This is a genomic window from Acetivibrio ethanolgignens, from assembly GCF_001461035.1.
Taxonomy (GTDB): Bacteria; Bacillota; Clostridia; order Lachnospirales; family Lachnospiraceae; genus Velocimicrobium; species Velocimicrobium ethanolgignens.
The window spans coordinates 14,964-34,426 of sequence record NZ_LNAM01000046.1; the positions used below are offsets into that span (position 1 = coordinate 14,964).

Here is a 19,463-nt window from a genome sequence, read left to right on the forward strand (position 1 = left end):
ATTATGAACCTACCAAATAAAATTACGATTGTCAGGACACTTTTAATACCGGTATTTCTGGTGTTTATGCTGGTGGAGGGAATTCCGAATGGAAAATATCTGGCAGCAGCTGTGTTTGTACTTGCTTCATTAACCGATGCTTTGGATGGACATATTGCCAGAAAATATAATCTGGTTACCAACTTTGGAAAGTTTATGGACCCGCTGGCAGATAAGCTGTTAGTCTGCTCTGCATTAATCTGCTTTGTAGAGCTTAAGCTTATGCCGGCCTGGATTGTTATTATCATTATCAGCCGTGAGTTCATTATCAGTGGCTTCCGTCTCGTTGCTTCCGATGGGGGAGTGGTAATTGCAGCTAGCTACTGGGGCAAATTCAAGACAGCGGCTCAGATGGTTATGTCCGTACTTTTGATTGTGCATCTGGAGTATATCTGGTTTAGTATTTTTGAACAGGTATTTATTTATCTTGCTCTGATCCTGACAGTAGTATCCCTGATTGATTATTTATATAAGAACCGAAAAATCTTAAATACAAAATAAGGAAGCGATAAACATGACAGCAGAGCTTATCAGTGTAGGAACAGAGATTCTTCTCGGAAATATTGTAAATACCAATGCAGCCTTTCTTTCCCAGGAATGTGCGAAGCTTGGACTATCGGTATATCACCAATGCGTTGTTGGTGATAATGAGGATAGGCTTTTAGAGGCCCTTAAGATGGCACTTAAACGTTCTGATATTGTAATTCTGACCGGAGGCCTGGGACCAACAAAGGATGATATGACAAAGGCAGCAGTGGCAAAGCTTGTAGGCCGGAGCATTGTAATGAATGAACATTCACGTCAGCGAATTATCGAATATTTTAAGGGTCGCGAGGATTATACCAGGGTTGCAGAAAATAACTGGAGACAGGCAGAGGTAATTGAAGGCTGCATTGTTGTAGATAATAAAAATAGTATTGCTCCGGGAGAAATTATAGAGCTTCCCGCAGGAAAACGGCTGATTTTAATGCCGGGACCACCCAATGAGCTAAAGCCGATGTTCCGAAATGACATTGGACCATATTTAGCTAAGCTGCAGGAGGTCGTCCTGTATTCAGAAATGGTAAAGGTCTGTGGGATTGGCGAAAGTATGGCAGAAACCATGGTTCTGGATTTGATTGAAGGCCAGGAGAACCCGACAATTGCCCCTTATGCGAAAACGGCAGAGGTACATTTCAGAGTAACAGCAAGGGCTGCTTCGGAAGAAGAAGGAAAGCAGCTGGTTGCTCCTGTGGTAGAAGAGCTAAAAAAGCGGTTTGGGGATAATGTATATACGACCAAGGAAGAGGAGAGCTTAGAGGAAGTAGTTATTTCTCTTTTAAAACAGCAAAGAAAAAAGATTGCAACGGCAGAATCCATTACTGGTGGTTTGATTGCTGCTACCCTGATTAACGTGCCTGGAGCTTCTTCGGTGGTGGACGAAAGCTTTGTGACCTATTCTAATGAGGCTAAGCATAAGCGTCTGGGAGTAAAGGAAGAAACCCTGAAAAGCTATGGAGCTGTCAGTGAGCAGACAGCCAAAGAAATGGCAGAGGGTATCTGCCAGGCTACCGGAGCCGATGTTGGTATTGCAGTGACAGGAATTGCAGGACCAGACGGAGGTACTCCGGAAAAACCGGTAGGACTGGTATATGTAGGCTGCTGTGTAGAGGGAAAATGTGAGGTAGAGGAGCTAAGACTCAAGGGAAATCGTCAGAAAATTCGGGATATGGTGGTAGTTCGTGCCCTGGATTTTATCAGAAGAGGAATTTTACAGTAAATTCATAAATCATTTTTATTTTTGCCATAAGTTTGACATAAGGATAGCTTACGCTAATGGCAAAGGAGTGATTGACATGAGGATTCGAAAAGGCTATATTATATTTGGTGTGATTTGTACTCTTGCAGTGTGCAGCTTTTCAGGCTGTCAGAAGGCGGATGATGTACAGACGACTTCTGCTGTAGAGACACAGACACCTGCACCGGCAGTGACAGAGACGCCGGTGGCATCACAGGAAACGAAGAACCCGGAACAAAACACAGAAAAAAAAGAAATATCCATCTATACCATTAATGATGATACTTTGGAAAGTGAACCGGTTATTGTAGAGGTTGAAGAAGAACTGACAGCAGAGGCTGTAGTAAAGGCTTCAGTAAAGTCGTTAGAGGAACATTCTTTGAAGATTGGCATCTACAGCGTGGTTCAGGAAGGAGATGCGGTAATTGTAAGCTTCCAGAAGGACACAGCACCGGTTGCTGGTGTAGGCTCTGGAGTAGAGGAGACGATATTAAACTGTATTTCTGATAGTTTGATTGACAACGTAGAGGGCTGCAAAAAAGTTATTTTCCGCGTAGAGGATGGCCCCTACGAGAGTGGACACATGATATTTGGAATAGATGAGGTTTATGCAAGTGAATAAGTAAAGGTTTTGGCTGTCTTGGTTTCTAGGGTATTATTGCCTAAGATAAGACAGCCTTTTTCTTTTCATCCGGCAGGAAAGGTATAACGATGAACAGAGTAATTATTATTGGCGGCGGAGCTGCCGGCATGCTGGCAGGAATTGTGGCAGCCAGGGCAGGAAGCGAGGTTACGCTTCTGGAGAAAAATGAAAAACTTGGAAAGAAGCTCTACATTACAGGAAAGGGACGCTGCAATGTGACAAATGCCTGTGATATGGAGGAACTGTTTCAGAGCATACGCTCCAATGAAAAATTTTTATACAGTGCCTTTTATAGCTTTACAAATGAACAGACAATGGAATTTTTTGAAGAGCTGGGAGTAAAGCTAAAGGTAGAGCGTGGAAACCGTGTATTTCCGGTTTCAGACAAGTCCTCTGATGTGATTTCTGCTTTACAAAGAGAATTAAAGCGGCTGGGGGTATCCTGCTACTTTAACTGTGAAGCCAAAAAGCTTTTGATAGAGAATGCTATGGTACAGGGAGTTCTTGTTCAGGAAAATGGAAGAGAGCAGGAGCTTTCAGCTGACCGTGTCATTGTAGCAACGGGGGGCCTGTCTTATCCCTCAACCGGTTCTACCGGAGATGGTTTCCGTCTGGCAGAGGAGGTTGGACATACAGTTAGCGAGTGCTCACCGGCACTGGTTCCGATAGAGATTTGTGAGAATTTTTATAAAGATTTGCAGGGACTTTCTTTAAAAAATGTTGCCCTTAAGATTCGGTGTGGAAAAAAGACGGTATATGAAGAACAAGGGGAGATGCTTTTTACGCACTTTGGCGTCAGCGGGCCTCTGGTTTTAACGGGAAGCAGTTATCTGGCACCGTATCTTTTGAAAAAACAAAAGGCGGTTCTTCATCTGGATTTAAAGCCAGCTCTTTCAGAGGAACAGTTAGATGAGCGGTTACTTCGGGATTTCAGTAAATTTGCAAATAAGCAGTACAGAAATTCTCTGGATGAGCTATTGCCAAGAAAGCTGATTCCTGTTATCATCACCTTGAGCGGTATTGCTCCGGAGAAGAAGGTAAATCTGATTACAAAGGAAGAGCGTAAGCGGCTGGTTTCCCTTATAAAGGATATGGAAATGGAAGTAAAGGGCTTTCGGGAATATAAAGAGGCAATTATTACCCGAGGCGGCATCCGGGTGAAGGAGATAACCCCATCAACCATGGAATCCAAGCTGATACAGGGACTTTATTTTGCAGGAGAGGTTCTGGATCTGGATGCAGTGACCGGCGGCTTTAATTTACAGATTGCATGGTCTACCGGCTATGCAGCAGGTGTTGCAGCAGCAGAGGGGTAAAAATAAAAAGAAATGAGGAAAATATATGAGCTTTAATGTAGCAATTGATGGACCGGCAGGTGCCGGAAAGAGTACAATAGCAAGACAGGCAGCAAAGCAGCTTAATTTTATCTATGTAGATACCGGAGCCATGTATCGGGCAATGGCGTTGTTTATGCTGAGAAAGGGTATCAGCAGTGAGGATACCAAAGGACTTGAAGCTGCCTGCAAAGAGGTAGATATTACGATTGAGTACCAAAATGGGGAGCAGCAGGTTATTTTAAATGGAGAAAATGTAAACGGGCTGATTCGTACCGAAGAAGTAGGAAAGATGGCCTCTGCTGTAGCAAGGAATGGAAAGATTCGTGAAAAACTGGTAGATTTGCAGCAGAAGCTGGCAAAAAAAGCGGATGTTATTATGGATGGCCGTGACATAGGCACCTGTGTTCTTCCACAGGCAGATGTAAAAATCTATCTGACAGCCAGTGTAGAAGAACGTGCCAGAAGAAGACACAAGGAGCTGGTAGAAAGGGGAGAAGACTGTGATATCGAAAAAATTAAGGCAGACATTATTGCCCGGGATGAGCAGGATATGAACCGTGAGATTTCACCGCTTAAAAAGGCTGAGGATGCTGTTTTGCTGGATGGCTCTGATATGACCATTCAGGAGGTAACAGAGGAAATCATCGGTTTGTGCAGAAGATAAGGAGAGCTGATATGGAAGTAACCGTAGCGAAAAGTGCCGGTTTCTGCTTTGGCGTAAAACGTGCTGTGGATACGGTATATGAGGAAATTAAAACAGGAGAGAGGGTCTATACCTATGGCCCCATTATCCATAATGATGAAGTGGTTTCTGATTTAAAGGACCGAGGAGTTGTAGTAATTAATTCTCTTGAAGAGCTGTCTTCTCTGAAAAAGGGAACCATAATTGTCCGTTCCCATGGTGTATCCAGAGCAGAATATGAGCAGATGCAGTCCTCTGGGTTCCGGATTATAGATGCTACCTGTCCCTTTGTAAAGAAAATTCATAATACAGTGATGGAGCATAGTGATAAGGGAGAGGAAATTATTATTATCGGTAGTGCCAATCACCCGGAGGTACAGGGAATTATAGGCTGGTGCAGTGGGAAATGTACTGTGATAGAAACGGCCCAGGAAGCCGAAAGTTATGAGTTTTTGGGCTCTGGGCAGCTTTGCCTGGTGGCACAGACGACATTTAATTACAAGAAATTTAAAGATTTAGTTGAAATTCTTTCAAAAAAGGGTTATGATATACTTGCTTTAAATACAATTTGCAACGCTACAGAGGTGCGGCAGAATGAGGCAAGGCAGCTTGCGAAAAATTCCGACGCGATGGTTGTAATAGGTGGTAAACAGAGTTCGAACACACAGAAGCTTGTGGAGATATGTAAAAGCGAATGTGCCGATACTTATTATATACAGACACTCGTTGACCTGGATTTAGAGATGCTTAAATCGTTTCGTAGCGTAGGTATTACCGCAGGGGCATCGACCCCAAAAAATATTATCAAGGAGGTCCAAATAGCATGTCAGAAATGAGTTTTGAACAGTTATTGGAAGAATCATTAGTAACAATTCATAATGGAGAGGTAGTAAAGGGCACGGTAATCGGTGTAAAAGAAGACGAAATCATCCTGAATATAGGTTACAAGGCCGATGGTATCATTTCAAGAAGTGAATATACCAACACTCCAAATGTGGATTTAAGAGAGGTTGTAAAAATCGGAGACGAGATGGAAGCAAAGGTTCTCAAGGTAAACGACGGAGAAGGACAAGTTCTCCTTACTTATAAGAGACTTGCTGCAGAAAAGGGTAACAAGAGATTAGAAGAAGCCTTCAATAGTAAAGAGGTTTTAACAGCACCAGTAGCTGCTGTATTAGATGGCGGTTTAAGTGTTGTTGTAGATGAGGCAAGAGTATTTATTCCTGCAAGCTTAGTATCTGATACTTATGAGAAGGATTTGTCCAAGTATAAGGATCAGGAGATTGAGTTCGTTATCAGCGAGTTTAATCCAAAGAGAAGGAGAATTATCGGTGACCGTAAGCAGCTGTTAGTTGCTAAGAAGCAGGAGCTTCAGAAGGAACTGTTTGCTAAGATTAAGGTTGGCGATACAGTAGAAGGTGTTATTAAGAATGTAACTGACTTTGGTGCATTTATTGATTTAGGTGGTGTTGACGGTCTGCTTCACATTTCTGAGATGTCCTGGGGCAGAGTTGAAAATCCTAAGAAGGTATTCAAGGTTGGCGACAGCATTAAGGTTCTTATTAAGGACATCCAGGGTGAGAAGATTGCCCTCAGCTTAAAGTTTGAGGATGCTAACCCATGGTTAAATGCTTCTGAGAAGTATGCAGTAGGTAATGAGGTAACCGGTAAGGTTGCACGAATGACGGATTTTGGTGCATTCGTAGAGTTAGAGGCAGGTGTAGATGCACTTCTTCATGTTTCCCAGATTTCCAGAGAACATGTTGAAAAGCCAGCTGATGTATTAAAGATTGGTCAGGAAATCACAGCTTTGGTTGTTGATTTTAACAATGACGATAAGAAAATCAGCATCAGCATGAAAGCCCTGTTAGTGCAGGAGGAGGCTCCAGAAGGGGAAACACAGACAGAGGAATAAGCCTATGGTAATGGATTATGAAGGATTCAAAAAGCAGGTATTCACATTAACAAAAATTGATTTGAATGCTTATAAGGAGCGTCAGATGAAGCGGCGTATTGATGCCTTGATTTCCAAACGCTCTGTAAAAGGATATGAAAACTATGTACAGCTTTTAAAGACAGATAAAGAGGCTTTTGATGAATTTGTCAATTATCTGACGATTAATGTATCTGAGTTCTATCGGAATCCGGAGCAGTGGGTGCTTTTGGAGAAGGAAATTATCCCACAGCTGATAAAACAGTTTGGCAATCGGCTGAAAATCTGGAGTGCAGCCTGCTCAACCGGTGATGAGCCATATTCCTTAGTTATGCTTCTGGCGAAGTTTATGCCATTGAGCAATATTAAAATTATTGCAACGGATATTGACAAGCAGGTTCTTGATAAGGCCCGGATGGGACTGTATAACGAAAAGAGTCTGAGAGGGCTTCCGAAGGAGTTTATTAAGGAATATTTTACGCAGATTAATGATAAAACCTATCAAATATCCGATAAGGTAAAGAAATGTGTTGATTTTTCACAGCACAATCTTCTGAAGGATACATATCCAACCGGCTGCGATATGATTATTTGCCGAAACGTATTGATTTACTTTACGGAAGAGGCAAAGGAGGATATCTATAAAAGGTTCAACGGCTCCCTTAAAAAGAATGGTCTTCTTTTTGTTGGCAGCACAGAGCAGATTATTCAGCCTCAGAATTTAGGCTATGTGTCTCAGAAATCATTTTTCTACAAAAAGGTATAAAAGATATGGCGGAATTCATTGCAATTCCGCCATTTGTATTTGATACAGGAGGAGTTTAGCTATGCTTCCTAAGGAATTTGAAAATCGTATGAAGAATATGTTGGGAGAGGAATATACAGCATTTCTTTCCAGCTATGATGAGAAAAAATGGCAGTCACTGCGAATTAATACTTTAAAAGCAAAAAAAGAGAACTTTCTATCAGAAAAGAAATTTTCGTTAGAACCGGTAGCCTGGTGTGAAGCAGGCTACTATTATGGGGATGGGGAACAGCCAGGAAAGCATCCCTATCATGAAGCAGGAGTCTATTATATCCAGGAGGCAAGTGCAATGGCTCCTGGGACTTATCTGGAAGCACAGCCGGGAGAACGTATTCTGGATCTATGTGCAGCTCCTGGTGGTAAGAGTACCCAGGCCGCTTGTATGCTTCAGGGAGAAGGACTTCTGGTATGTAATGAAATTCATCCAGCCCGGGCAAAGATTCTTTCAGAGAATATAGAGCGGATGGGAGTAAGGAATGCTTTGGTTACCAATGAGACGCCTCAGGCACTGGAAAAGGCGTTTCCGCTTTATTTTGACCGGATTTTGGTTGATGCACCATGCTCGGGAGAGGGTATGTTCCGGAAAAATGAAGAGGCAAGACAGGAGTGGAGTCCGGTAAATGTAGAGCTTTGTGCCAGCCGTCAGCAGGAGATCCTTCAATGTGCCTCTAATATGCTGAAGCCAGGAGGAAGGCTGGTATATTCGACCTGTACCTTTGCCCCTTTAGAAAATGAAAATATAGTTGGATGGTTTTTAAAAAATCATCCGGATTTTACGATAAAAGAAGTAAAAAAATGGGATGGAATGGCGGCTGGAGAGTCGACCTGGATGGAAGAGCCCATAGAAGAAATAAAAGGAACCCTTCGGCTTTGGCCTCACAAGCTCCGTGGTGAGGGTCATTATGTTGCTGTATTGGAAAGAGATTTATCAGGAACAGTGGGAAAAGAGCCACTGGTAGAAAAGGGGATTTCTGAAAAGGAGTGCAAGGAATATTTTGAATTTGCAAAGCAATATCTGAAAATACCTCCAAGGGGAAAGTTGATTCGTTTTGGAGAACAGCTGTATATAGCTCCTGACGAGCTTCCATCCCTTCACAGACTAAGAGTGTTAAGACCAGGACTACATCTGGGAACGATGAAAAAAAATCGGTTTGAGCCCTCCCATGCTCTGGCACTGGCCCTGAAACCTTCTGAGGTAAAAAATAGTTTACAGCTTTTGGCAGATGGAGAAGAAATTCATGCGTATCTTCGTGGTGAGACGTTTCAGGCAGAGGGAGAAAAGGGCTGGTATCTGATTTGTGCCGGAGATTATAGCATTGGCTGGGGAAAGCTTTCCGGAGGAATTATGAAAAATCATTACCCGAAAGGACTTCGTAAAAATTAGTAGTTGATTTTTAGGATACTATCTAGTATATTAAGTAAGTAGGTAAAATAGCATAAGGTGGCGAATGAATGGAAGAATTTGTAAAAGTGGCTGTGGATGCCATGGGTGGAGATAATGCACCAGAGGAAATCGTAAAGGGTGCTGTAGAAGCAGTAAAGGACTGCGATAAAATTAAAATAATTCTAGTAGGGCAGGAGAAGGTTGTAAAGGATACACTTTCTCATTACGAATATCCGGCAGATAGGATTTCGGTTGTCCATGCAGAGGAAGTTATTACGAATGACGAAGCACCAGTTATGGCAATTCGACGCAAGAAGGAATCTTCTATTGTAGTAGCCATGAACCTTGTAAAAAAGGGTGAGGCAGATGCTTTTGTTTCTGCTGGAAGCACAGGAGCTATTTTAGTTGGCGGACAGCTGATTGTAGGAAGAATCCGGGGAATCGAAAGACCACCATTGGCTCCGTTAATCCCGACATTAAGTGGAGTTTCTCTCTTGATTGATTGTGGTGCAAATGTAGATGCCAGATCATCTCATCTGGTTCAATTTGCAAAAATGGGTTCTGTTTATATGGAACATGTCATGGGAGTGAGGAATCCGAGAGTAGCGATTGTTAATATTGGTGCCGAGGAAGAAAAGGGTAATATGCTGGTAAAGGAAACCTATCCACTTCTTAAAAATTGCAATGAAATCAATTTTGTAGGAAGCATTGAAGCAAGAGATATTCCATATGGCAAGGCAGATGTAATTGTATGTGAAGCCTTTGTGGGAAATGTAATTCTGAAGCTCTACGAAGGTGTAGGCTCCGCAATGATGACAAAAATTAAGGACGGACTTATGAGTACCTTAAGAAGCAAGTTTGGAGCAGTACTGATTAAGCCGGCACTGAAAAAGACTTTAAAGTCCTTTGACGCCTCCGAGTATGGCGGAGCTCCGATGCTGGGACTGAATGGACTTGTAATCAAGACCCATGGAAGCTCCAAGAGCATAGAGGTAAAAAACTCAATTATTCAAAGTGTTGCCTTTAAGGAACAGCAGATTAATGAAAAAATAAAAAATAATGTAGTAAACAATGAGTAAAGAAAGGTGAAAAAAATGGAATTTGAAAAGCTGAAAAAGATTATTAGCGAGGTTCTCAACACAGAGGAAGAAGAAATCACAATGGAGGCTACATTCGTGGATGATTTGGGAGCAGATTCTTTGGATGTTTTCCAGATTATCATGGGAATCGAAGAAGAGTTTGACATCGAAATCGGGAATGAGGATGCAGAGAAGATCGTCACAGTAGGAGATGCTGTTGAAGCGATAAAGAACGCAGTTGCTGCTCTTTAATTAATTATAAATAAGAATTTTGAGGGGCTGTTGGAAGATTTACAACACCCCTTTATAATTAGGAGGAAAAATGAAACAAAGAGCTGTATTAGAAGAAAGGATTGGCTATTCCTTTCAGGAAAAGAGCCTTTTAAGACATGCCCTGACCCATAGCTCCTATGCCAATGAAAAAAGAATGAAAAAGGCTGCCAATAACGAGAGACTGGAGTTTTTAGGGGATGCTGTGCTGGAGCTGGTATCCAGTGAATTTATTTTTAAGAATCAGCCACAGATGCCGGAAGGTGAAATGACAAAGCTGCGTGCCAGTCTGGTATGTGAGCCGACCTTAGCCTTTTGTGCCAGGGAGATTACCCTTGGGGACTATCTTTTACTGGGAAAAGGAGAAGAAGGGACTGGTGGAAGAGAAAGAGACTCTATCCTTTCAGATGCAATGGAGGCGGTCATTGGTGCTATTTATCTGGATGGTGGTTTTACTAATGCAAAAGAGTTCGTAATCCGATTTATTCTGTCGGATATGGATAAAAAGAAGCTCTTTTTTGATAGTAAGACTATCCTGCAGGAGATTGTCCAGAGTCGTTCCAGAGAGCCGCTTATCTATGAACTGGTTAAGGAGGAAGGACCGGATCACAATAAGAAGTTTACGGTAGAAGCAAGGCTGGGAGCAGTAAAGCTTTCAGAGGGAAGTGGAAGAACGAAAAAGGGAGCAGAGCAGCAGGCGGCCTATCGTGCAATTTTAGAATTAAGAGAGAATGAGGAGTAACCCCCATATGTATTTGAAAAGTATTGAGATACAAGGCTTTAAGTCTTTCGCCCATAAAATAGTGTTTGAATTTCATGATGGCATTACAGCAATTGTAGGGCCAAATGGCAGTGGAAAGAGTAATGTAGCAGATGCAGTCCGCTGGGTGCTTGGTGAACAGAGTGCAAAGCAGCTGCGTGGTTCTAAGATGGAGGATGTTATCTTTTCCGGTACAGAGCTTAGAAAGCCGCAGGGCTTTGCTTATGTTGCAATCACCCTGGATAATTCCGACCACAAGCTTGCAACCTCCTATGAAGAGGTTACGGTTGCAAGAAGAGTATACCGTTCCGGTGAAAGTGAATATCTGATGAATGGGACAAACTGCCGCTTAAAGGATGTGCAGGAGCTGTTTCTGGATACCGGTATCGGTAAGGAGGGTTATTCAATTATCGGCCAGGGACAGATTGATAAAATACTGAGTGGAAAGCCGGAGGAGAGAAGAGAGCTTTTTGATGAAGCAGCAGGTATTGTTAAATTCAAGAAAAGAAAGGCTGCGGCAGAAAAAAATCTGGAAGCAGAGCGGATGAATTTAAGCCGTGTTAAAGATATTCTGGCAGAAATAGAGACGCAGATAGCACCATTGGAAAAGCAGTCCGTTGTGGCAAAGGAGTATTTAAGACTTCGTGATGAATTAAAGACTCTGGATGTAAATATGTTCTTAATGGACTATGACCGGATACATACAACCTTAGAGGAGCTTAATAAAAAAGCAGAAATTGTTGCCGGTGACCTTTCAGAGACACAGAAGGAGTATGACAGCACGAAGGAAGAGTATGAGCGGTTGGAAAGACAGATGGAGGAAAAAAACGCCTCCCTGGATGAAAAAAGAAGCTTGCTGTCAGACAGCCGGTTGAAAAAGGAACAGCTAGAGAGTCAGATTAAGGTATTAACTGAGCAAATTCTGGCAACAAGACAGAGCAGTAATCAGTATAAGGAAAGAGTAGCTGCTACAGAGAGCTCCTTGGAGACCAAAGAAGAAGAGCTGATTTCTTATGAAAAAAAGCTTGAGGAGATGAATCAGGGATACCTTTTACTGGAAGAGGAATGTCAGCAAGAGGAAGAAAAACTGGCCCTTTTGGCAGAAGTGATTACTGGGAATGAGCAAAGAACAGATGAGTTAAACCAGGAGATTATACGTCTTTTGAATGAAAGTGCCGATGTTAAGGCAAGAATTCAGAGATTCGATACCATATTTGAGCAGAGCAATATTAAAAAGGCAGAGCTGACCCAGAAAATTCTGAAAAATAAAAGTGATGAAGCTGCTTTTTGTGAGGCTCTGGAAAAGGAAGAAGCAGAGCTTTCTGTTATTGAAACGAAAAAAGAGGTACTTTTATCCAATAACCAGGAATTTGAAAAGGATATTTTAGCTCTGAACCAGGAATTGTCGCAAATCCGGCAGTCTGAGGAGAACTGCCGCCAGGAGTATCACAGAGAGTATTCCCGGCTGGAATCCCTGAAAAACATCACTGAACGGTATGAAGGGTATGGACAGAGTATCCGCCGGGTTATGGAACAAAAGGAGAAAAATCCGGGAATTATTGGTGTAGTTGCTGATATAATTAAAGTAGAGAAAAGCTATGAGCTGGCAGTAGAGACTGCTTTGGGCGGCAGCATTCAAAATATTGTTACAGACAGTGAGGTTACAGCAAAGCAGCTGATTGGCTTTTTGAAGCAGAACAAATATGGAAGAGCAACCTTCCTGCCATTGACGGGTATCCGTGGAAAGGCGGGACTTTCTAATGAGCAGGCCTTAAAGGAAAAGGGTGCCATTGGTCTTGCCAGTACGCTGGTAAATGCCGGTAAAGAGTTTTCTACCCTGGTTGATTATTTGCTGGGACGGGTATTAGTAGTAGATAATATTGACAATGCTATTGCGATTGGAAGGAAATACAATCAGACCATCCGTATGGTTACCCTGGAGGGTGACCAGATTAATCCGGGCGGCTCGATGTCCGGTGGAGCCTATAAGAACTCCAGCAATCTTTTAGGAAGACGAAGAGAGATGGAGGAGCTGGAAGAGAAAATTCATAAGCTTCAGGAAAAAGAAAAGACTCTTGAAGCGGACAGGGAAAAGAAACGAGAGGAACGTAAGAAGCTTACAGAGGCGATAGAGAGTAATAAAGCAAAGCTTCAGGAGCTCAGTATTTCTGAAAATACGGTACGCTTGAAGTTTGAACAGCTGGTACAGTTAAAGGAAAACAATGAGAGGCTTTTGGAGCAGATTCGTGAGGATAGCTATCAGATTGAAACACAGATGAAGGATTTAAAATCCAGCATGGCAGAGCTTACCGCTTCCTTAGAGCAAAAGGAAGAGAAAAAGAAAGAGAAAGAGGCTTTGATTGCGGCTCTTACAAAGGAGACGGAGGAGAAGAAGGAAGCAGAGCTTGTACAAAGAGAAGCTGTTTCTGCGAAAAAGCTTTCTTATTCTACGGCAGAGCAGAACCGGAGATTTGCTAAGGAGAATATAGAGCGTATTCAACAGGAAATCCATGGACTAAAGGAGGAGCTGTCACAGCTTAAGGAGCAGATGGTCCAAGGTGAGAGCCGTGCTGTTTCTAAGGAGCAGGATATTGAAAATGTCCGTTTAGGAATCAAGGATTTTGAAGAACAGATTTCAACCTTGGAAAAGGAAATTACAGAGCTTATCACAGTAAAGGAAGAAATAGAAAAGGGACATAAGAGCTTTTTTGCCAAAAGGGAGGATATTTCTGCCCGGATGAATGAGCTGGACAAGGAAAGCTTCCGTCTTGGCAATCAGAAGGAAAAGCTTTCTGAGCAGGCAGAGACTATAATGAATTATATGTGGGAAGAATATGAGCTTACCTACAATTCGGCTCTTGCCTTGAAGCAGGAGACAGACAATACCCTGTCGCAGATGAAAAAGGCTATCAGCGAGTTAAAAGGAAGGATTAAGGCTCTGGGTGATGTCAATGTCAATGCGATTGAAGACTTTAAGAATCTTTCCGAGCGTTATCAGCTGTTAAAGACCCAGCATGATGACCTGATACAGGCAGAAGAGGTTCTTGTGAAGGTAATCGGTGATTTGGAAGAGGAGATGCGTAAGCAGTTTGAATCCAAATTCCAGGAGATAAAAACAGAGTTTGATAAGGTATTTAAAGAGCTTTTTGGCGGTGGTAAGGGCACCTTAGAGCTTCAGGAGGATGAGGATATCCTGGAGGCAGGCATCCGCATTATTGCTCAGCCGCCAGGAAAGAAGCTGCAGAACATGATGCAGCTGTCCGGTGGAGAAAAGGCACTGACAGCAATTTCTCTGCTGTTTGCTATTCAGAACCTAAAGCCTTCTCCATTCTGTCTGTTGGATGAGATTGAGGCTGCTCTGGATGATTCTAATGTATCCAGATATGCAAAATATCTTCACAAGCTGACAAAGGATACCCAGTTTATTGTTATTACCCATAGACGTGGTACCATGGCAGCTGCTGATATCCTGTATGGTATTACCATGCAGGAAAAGGGGGTATCCACACTGGTATCGGTAAATCTTTTGGAGGATGAATTAGATAAATAGGAGGCATATAGTATGGGAGAGAAGAAGGGCTTTTTTGGAAGACTGGTATCCGGGCTGTCTAAGACCAGAGATCAGATTATTTCAGGAATAGACTCTATTTTTACTGGCTCCAGTAATATTGATGAGGATTTTTATGAAGAGCTGGAAGAGCTTTTGATTATGGCAGATCTGGGTATTAATACAACGACCCGGATTATTGAGGAATTGAAGGCAAAGGTAAAGGAGCAGGGCATTAAGGAGCCAAAGGAATGCAGGGAGCTTTTGATGGAGAGCATCAAAGGACAGATGGACCTTTCCGAGGATGCCTATCAATTTGAGAACAGAAAATCGGTTGTTCTTCTGATTGGAGTTAACGGTGTAGGAAAAACAACTTCCGTAGGAAAGCTGGCCGGTCAGTTAAAGGATATGGGGAAAAAGGTTATGGTGGCAGCTGCTGATACCTTCCGTGCAGGTGCAATTGAACAGCTGACGGAATGGGCAAACCGTGCCGGTGTAGAGATTATTTCCCAGCAAGAGGGCTCAGACCCTGCAGCCGTTGTGTTTGATGCTGTAACGGCAGCGAAAGCAAGGGATGTGGATGTGCTGATTTGTGATACGGCAGGACGCCTTCACAATAAGAAAAATCTGATGGAGGAGCTTAAAAAGATTAACCGAATTATTGAGAGGGAATATCCGGAAGCTTACAGGGAAACCTTAGTCGTGCTGGATGGAACGACAGGACAGAATGCCATGGCCCAGGCAAAGCAGTTTAATGAGGTGGCAGAAATCACGGGCATTGTGCTTACAAAGCTGGATGGTACAGCTAAGGGCGGTATTGCCATTGCAATTCAGTCGGAGCTTGGTATTCCTGTAAAATATATTGGAATTGGAGAAAGTATGAATGATTTGCAGAAATTTAATGCAGATGATTTTGTAAATGTACTTTTTGACGAAGGAGAGTAAGCGTATGATGACATTAGAGAAGTTTGAAGAGGCGTGTGAAAGCGTAAAAAAAGTAATTTCCAGAACAAAGCTGGTATACAGTGAGTATTTCAGCGAGACAACAGGCAACAAGGTATATTTTAAGCCGGAGAACATGCAGTATACGGGAGCTTATAAGGTAAGAGGGGCCTATTATAAAATAAGTACCTTAACTGACGAAGAAAGAAACCGTGGACTGATTACAGCTTCTGCCGGTAACCACGCCCAGGGTGTTGCTTATGCAGCGAAGCTTTACGGAGCAAAGGCTGTGATCGTTATGCCTACGACGACTCCTCTAATTAAAGTTAATCGTACCAGAAGCTATGGTGCTGAGGTAGTACTTCATGGAGATGTATATGACGATGCCTGCAGCTATGCCCTGAAGCTTGCGGAAGAAAAGGGTTATACCTTTATTCATCCTTTTGACGATGAAACAGTAGCGACAGGCCAGGGAACTATCGCTATGGAGATTTTTAAGGATTTGCCAACCGTTGATATTATTTTAGTACCAATCGGCGGTGGTGGACTGGCTTCTGGTGTGTCCACTCTGGCAAAGCTTTTGAATCCGAATATCAAGGTAATCGGTGTGGAGCCTGCAGGGGCGAACTGTATGAAGGAATCCTTAAAGGCAGGTAGAGTAGTATCCCTGCCTAAGGTAGAAACCATTGCTGATGGTACAGCAGTAAAAACACCGGGAAGCAAAATCTTCCCATATATTCAGAAAAATATCGATGAAATCATTACTGTCGAAGACGATGAGCTGATTGTTACCTTCCTTGATATGATGGAAAATCACAAGATGGTGGTAGAAAATTCCGGTCTTTTAACAGTAGCGGCACTAAAGCATTTAAACTGCCAGAATAAAAAGGTGGTTTCTGTTTTAAGCGGCGGCAATATGGATGTTATTACAATTTCCTCTGTTGTGCAGCACGGCTTGATTGCCAGAGACCGTATTTTTACTGTATCTGTACAGCTGCCAGATAGACCGGGAGAGCTGGTTAATGTAGCATCTATTATTGCAAAGGAGCAGGGCAATGTAATCCGTCTGGATCACAATCAGTTTATAAGCATTAACAGGAATGCAGCAGTAGAGCTTACAATTACCATGGAGGCCTTTGGTCCTGAGCATAAGGAGCAGATTTTAAAGGCATTGAGAAAGCAAGGATATCGTCCGGAGATTAAGCAGCCGGTGCTGTAAAGGATTTTTTAAATCTGGAATTGAAAAGCTCAGAGGTATTTGTTATAGTTAATATACGGGGAAACCAAAGCGAGGCGGCCTGTCCTCTTTTACGGAGGGCATAAAACAGCCCTCCGGACGAAAGAAAGGAGGGTTGCCAATGATTACATATTCGGATTTAATTCAGTTTTGTATTTTCATTGTAGCCCTTGCAGGCCTGTGTTATCAGGTGTTCAAGGATAAAGAAAAGTAGCCGCCACATCCTTGGAAATGTGACGGCTTTTATTAAGTAATAGCCAATTACTTTTGAGGGTGAGCCGCTTCCGGTTTCCCTTTTCTAAGCTTACTATAACATTTTTTTCTGGATTTTTCAACTATTTTAAAAATAAAAGTGCCGGAGTGTACTGCAGAGTGCCTAATTAAGTATGATTAGTTCTTGACTTTTATCCAAAATCTGTTATACTATAATTAATAAAGGGCTAAATACGGGATTGCTGTGTCTTTTTACAGCAATCCCTTTTGTGTATATAAGGCGGGGCTTTGAAAAAATCTTTTTTGTTTGGTTATTGACAAAAAAGAAAATTTATATTACTATAGTAAGCAGACAAGAACATTTGTTCAGAAAAAGGAGAACGATTATGGTAAAAGATGATAACAAGAGAAAAGCATTGGAGTCAGCGCTTTCACAGATTGAGAAGCAGTATGGAAAGGGCTCTGTCATGAAGCTGGGCGATTCCTCTGCTAATATGAATATAGAAACAGTTCCTACAGGCTCTATCAGCCTGGACATTGCATTAGGTCTTGGAGGTGTGCCAAAGGGTCGTATTATTGAGGTTTATGGACCCGAGTCCAGTGGTAAGACCACAGTAGCCTTACATATGATTGCTGAGGTTCAGAAAAGAGGCGGTATTGCAGGCTTTATTGATGCAGAGCATGCCTTGGATCCGGTTTATGCGAAAAATATTGGTGTTGATATTGACAATCTTTACATTTCACAGCCGGATTGTGGTGAGCAGGCCTTGGAGATTACAGAGACGATGGTACGCTCCGGAGCGGTTGATATTATTATCGTAGACTCTGTGGCAGCCCTTGTTCCTAAGGCTGAAATTGATGGAGATATGGGAGATTCCCATGTAGGACTTCAGGCGAGGCTGATGTCCCAGGCTCTTAGAAAGCTGACAGCGGTTATCAGTAAGTCCCATTGTACAGTTATCTTTATCAACCAGCTTCGTGAAAAGGTTGGAGTGATGTTTGGTAATCCAGAGACGACTACCGGAGGCCGGGCTCTGAAATTCTACTCCTCCATCCGTCTGGATGTCAGACGAATTGAGGCTTTGAAGCAGGGCGGTGAGGTAATTGGTAACCGCACCCGTATTAAGGTAGTTAAGAACAAAATCGCACCTCCATTTAAGGAAGCCGAGTTTGATATCATGTTTGGAGAGGGTATTTCCAGAGAAGGAGATATTCTTGATCTGGCAGCGAATACCGGCATTATTGTAAAAAGCGGTGCATGGTATGCTTATAATGACTCAAAGATTGGACAGGGGCGTGAGAATGCCAAGCAGTACCTAAAGGAAAAGCCGGAAGTATTTGCCGAGGTAGAGAGAAAGGTAAGGGAACATTACAATCTGCAGGCTGATGGTGTGACAGAAGAGACTAAGGGCAAGGGTACAGCTAAAGCAGAAGATAGTGAAGAAGTATGAGAATTATAAGCCTTGAAAAGGGAAGAGGACAGAAGGTATATGTGAATCTGGAGGATAGCAGCCGTTTTTTGCTATATACTGGAGATATCAGCAGGTATCATTTGGAAGAAAATATGGAGCTTTCCCAGGAGCTTTTTTCACGGATTATGGAGGAGACGCTCTATCGACGGGCCAGACAGAAGGCATTAGCAGTATTGAAGAGAGCCGATCAGAGTGAAAGTGAGCTTAGAAGGAAGCTTAAGCAGTCAGAGTATCCAGAAGAGATTATAGAAAAGACGATTGCCTATGTATATTCTTATCATTATCTGAATGATGAACGCTATGCAAAGAACTATATCCGGTACAAGTCTGATACAAAAAGCAGACGTCAGATAGTAAATGAGCTCCGACAAAAGGGAGTATCTAAAGAAGTAGTGGATACTGTTTTGGAGGAGACAGCAGGAGATGACACTGAGGCGATTCGTCGGGCTATCAGGAAGAAGACTTCTGATGTAGAAGCTTTGGAGTATGAACAGAAGCAGAAGCTTGCGGCCTATCTTTACCGTAAGGGCTTTATGGAAGAGGATATCCGTAGAGAATTAAAAATGAGATAATTGTCAAAATCTGTTGTAAATTAAAGAAAATTTACAACAGATTTTCTTTTTGTGAATATAAAATAAAAATATATGCTTTTGTATAAAAGTTCTTGAAAATTATAATAAAACAGTATAAAATGGAAAAAAGTGGTATATTTTTCCAAAATGATGTCAGTGTCTAAGGAGGTAAATATATGCTATATAATTATTCCTTGGAAATAGGAACAGTCCTTTTTATGACAATTATACTGTTGCACTTTCTGGCAAGCCAGCAGTTCCCAATAATACAGACAAGGCTGTTTTTCCTTTTTCTTATATTTAGTATTTTGGAATCTATCGTAGATATTGTTTCCTGCGTTGCGATTTACCATAAGGACATGGTTCCATTATGGTTAAATGAGTTGCTGGTATTGATTTATTTTCTTGTACAGGGAATCAGCTACTATCTTTTTTATTTGTATACGATTTCCGTCTGTAGCATTTCAAAGAAAAAGAGAAAAATTTGGAGTATTCAGGGAATTATTCCGATGACACTCCATCTTCTTATTGTAATTTCTGCACCATTTAATGGATTTTTATATTATTTTGATGAAAATTATTTGTATCACCATGGAGCGGGACGACCTTATTTGTATTTTTGCATTTTTGCAATAGTATCCATGGGAGCAGCAATCACTTATAAAAATAGAGGAAGGCTAAGAATACTGTATAAAACGATTATTTTATACTATTCGCTTATTTGCTGCGTGACACTTTTTGTGCAATACTACTGCCCACAGGTAATTATTA

At 42.1% G+C, this 19,463-nt stretch carries 17 protein-coding genes and 1 pseudogene; all 18 read left to right on the top strand.

Annotated elements, in window-relative coordinates; genetic code table 11:
- The first annotated feature begins 3 nt into the window (after positions 1–3).
- The 18 genes and pseudogenes from pgsA to ASU35_RS03490 all read left to right on the top strand — a co-directional run bounded on the left by pgsA (position 4) and on the right by ASU35_RS03490 (position 18,692).
- Positions 4–540 (top strand): CDP-diacylglycerol--glycerol-3-phosphate 3-phosphatidyltransferase, encoded by a 537-nt coding sequence (gene pgsA, locus ASU35_RS03410; protein WP_058351660.1) that lies wholly within the window; start codon positions 4–6, stop codon positions 538–540.
- Positions 541–553: 13 nt separating this feature from the next.
- Positions 554–1,798 (top strand): competence/damage-inducible protein A, encoded by a 1,245-nt coding sequence (locus tag ASU35_RS03415; RefSeq protein ID WP_058351661.1) that lies wholly within the window; start codon positions 554–556, stop codon positions 1,796–1,798.
- Positions 1,799–1,874: 76 nt separating this feature from the next.
- Complete coding sequence (locus tag ASU35_RS03420; protein WP_058351662.1) at positions 1,875–2,438, top strand: hypothetical protein; 564 nt, start codon at positions 1,875–1,877, stop codon at positions 2,436–2,438.
- Positions 2,439–2,518: 80 nt separating this feature from the next.
- A pseudogene (locus ASU35_RS03425) lies at positions 2,519–3,775 on the top strand (BaiN/RdsA family NAD(P)/FAD-dependent oxidoreductase); the annotation flags it as partial.
- Positions 3,776–3,800: 25 nt separating this feature from the next.
- Positions 3,801–4,460, top strand: coding sequence for a (d)CMP kinase (gene cmk, locus ASU35_RS03430; protein WP_058351664.1), 660 nt, complete (start codon positions 3,801–3,803; stop codon positions 4,458–4,460).
- Between the two features lie 11 nt (positions 4,461–4,471).
- Positions 4,472–5,314, top strand: a complete 843-nt coding sequence (gene ispH, locus ASU35_RS03435) for a 4-hydroxy-3-methylbut-2-enyl diphosphate reductase (protein ID WP_058351665.1) — start codon at positions 4,472–4,474, stop codon at positions 5,312–5,314.
- Positions 5,302–6,393: a 30S ribosomal protein S1 gene (gene rpsA / locus ASU35_RS03440; RefSeq protein ID WP_058351666.1), complete on the top strand. Its 1,092-nt coding sequence runs from the start codon at positions 5,302–5,304 to the stop codon at positions 6,391–6,393. Before ispH ends, rpsA begins: the two co-directional genes overlap by 13 nt.
- Positions 6,394–6,397: 4 nt before the next feature.
- On the top strand, positions 6,398–7,177 hold the full coding sequence (locus tag ASU35_RS03445; protein ID WP_058351667.1) for a CheR family methyltransferase: 780 nt from the start codon (positions 6,398–6,400) through the stop codon (positions 7,175–7,177).
- 61 nt (positions 7,178–7,238) lie between these two features.
- Positions 7,239–8,600: an RsmF rRNA methyltransferase first C-terminal domain-containing protein gene (locus ASU35_RS03450; protein WP_058351668.1), complete on the top strand. Its 1,362-nt coding sequence runs from the start codon at positions 7,239–7,241 to the stop codon at positions 8,598–8,600.
- 68 nt (positions 8,601–8,668) lie between these two features.
- Complete coding sequence (gene plsX / locus ASU35_RS03455; RefSeq protein WP_058351669.1) at positions 8,669–9,679, top strand: phosphate acyltransferase PlsX; 1,011 nt, start codon at positions 8,669–8,671, stop codon at positions 9,677–9,679.
- A 15-nt stretch (positions 9,680–9,694) separates the two neighbouring features.
- Positions 9,695–9,931 (top strand): acyl carrier protein, encoded by a 237-nt coding sequence (gene acpP, locus ASU35_RS03460; RefSeq protein ID WP_058351670.1) that lies wholly within the window; start codon positions 9,695–9,697, stop codon positions 9,929–9,931.
- Between the two features lie 70 nt (positions 9,932–10,001).
- Entirely contained in the window at positions 10,002–10,691 is a 690-nt protein-coding gene (rnc, locus tag ASU35_RS03465; protein ID WP_058351671.1) for a ribonuclease III, read from the top strand.
- Between the two features lie 7 nt (positions 10,692–10,698).
- Positions 10,699–14,259 carry a chromosome segregation protein SMC gene (gene smc / locus ASU35_RS03470; RefSeq protein ID WP_058351672.1) on the top strand — a complete coding sequence of 1,187 codons (3,561 nt, stop codon included), beginning with the start codon at positions 10,699–10,701 and terminating at the stop codon, positions 14,257–14,259.
- Positions 14,260–14,271: 12 nt separating this feature from the next.
- The gene (ftsY, locus tag ASU35_RS03475) at positions 14,272–15,201 is read left to right on the top strand and encodes a signal recognition particle-docking protein FtsY (RefSeq protein ID WP_058351673.1); all 930 of its coding nucleotides are present in this window, start codon (positions 14,272–14,274) and stop codon (positions 15,199–15,201) included.
- Between the two features lie 4 nt (positions 15,202–15,205).
- Positions 15,206–16,417, top strand: coding sequence for a threonine ammonia-lyase (ilvA, locus tag ASU35_RS03480; protein WP_058351674.1), 1,212 nt, complete (start codon positions 15,206–15,208; stop codon positions 16,415–16,417).
- Between the two features lie 139 nt (positions 16,418–16,556).
- The gene (locus ASU35_RS20565) at positions 16,557–16,649 is read left to right on the top strand and encodes a putative holin-like toxin (protein WP_341415872.1); all 93 of its coding nucleotides are present in this window, start codon (positions 16,557–16,559) and stop codon (positions 16,647–16,649) included.
- Positions 16,650–17,034: 385 nt separating this feature from the next.
- Positions 17,035–18,099 (top strand): recombinase RecA, encoded by a 1,065-nt coding sequence (recA, locus tag ASU35_RS03485; RefSeq protein ID WP_058351675.1) that lies wholly within the window; start codon positions 17,035–17,037, stop codon positions 18,097–18,099.
- Positions 18,096–18,692 carry a regulatory protein RecX gene (locus ASU35_RS03490; protein WP_058351676.1) on the top strand — a complete coding sequence of 199 codons (597 nt, stop codon included), beginning with the start codon at positions 18,096–18,098 and terminating at the stop codon, positions 18,690–18,692. The genes recA and ASU35_RS03490 overlap by 4 nt, the downstream gene beginning before the upstream one ends.
- Positions 18,693–19,463 lie beyond the last annotated feature (771 nt).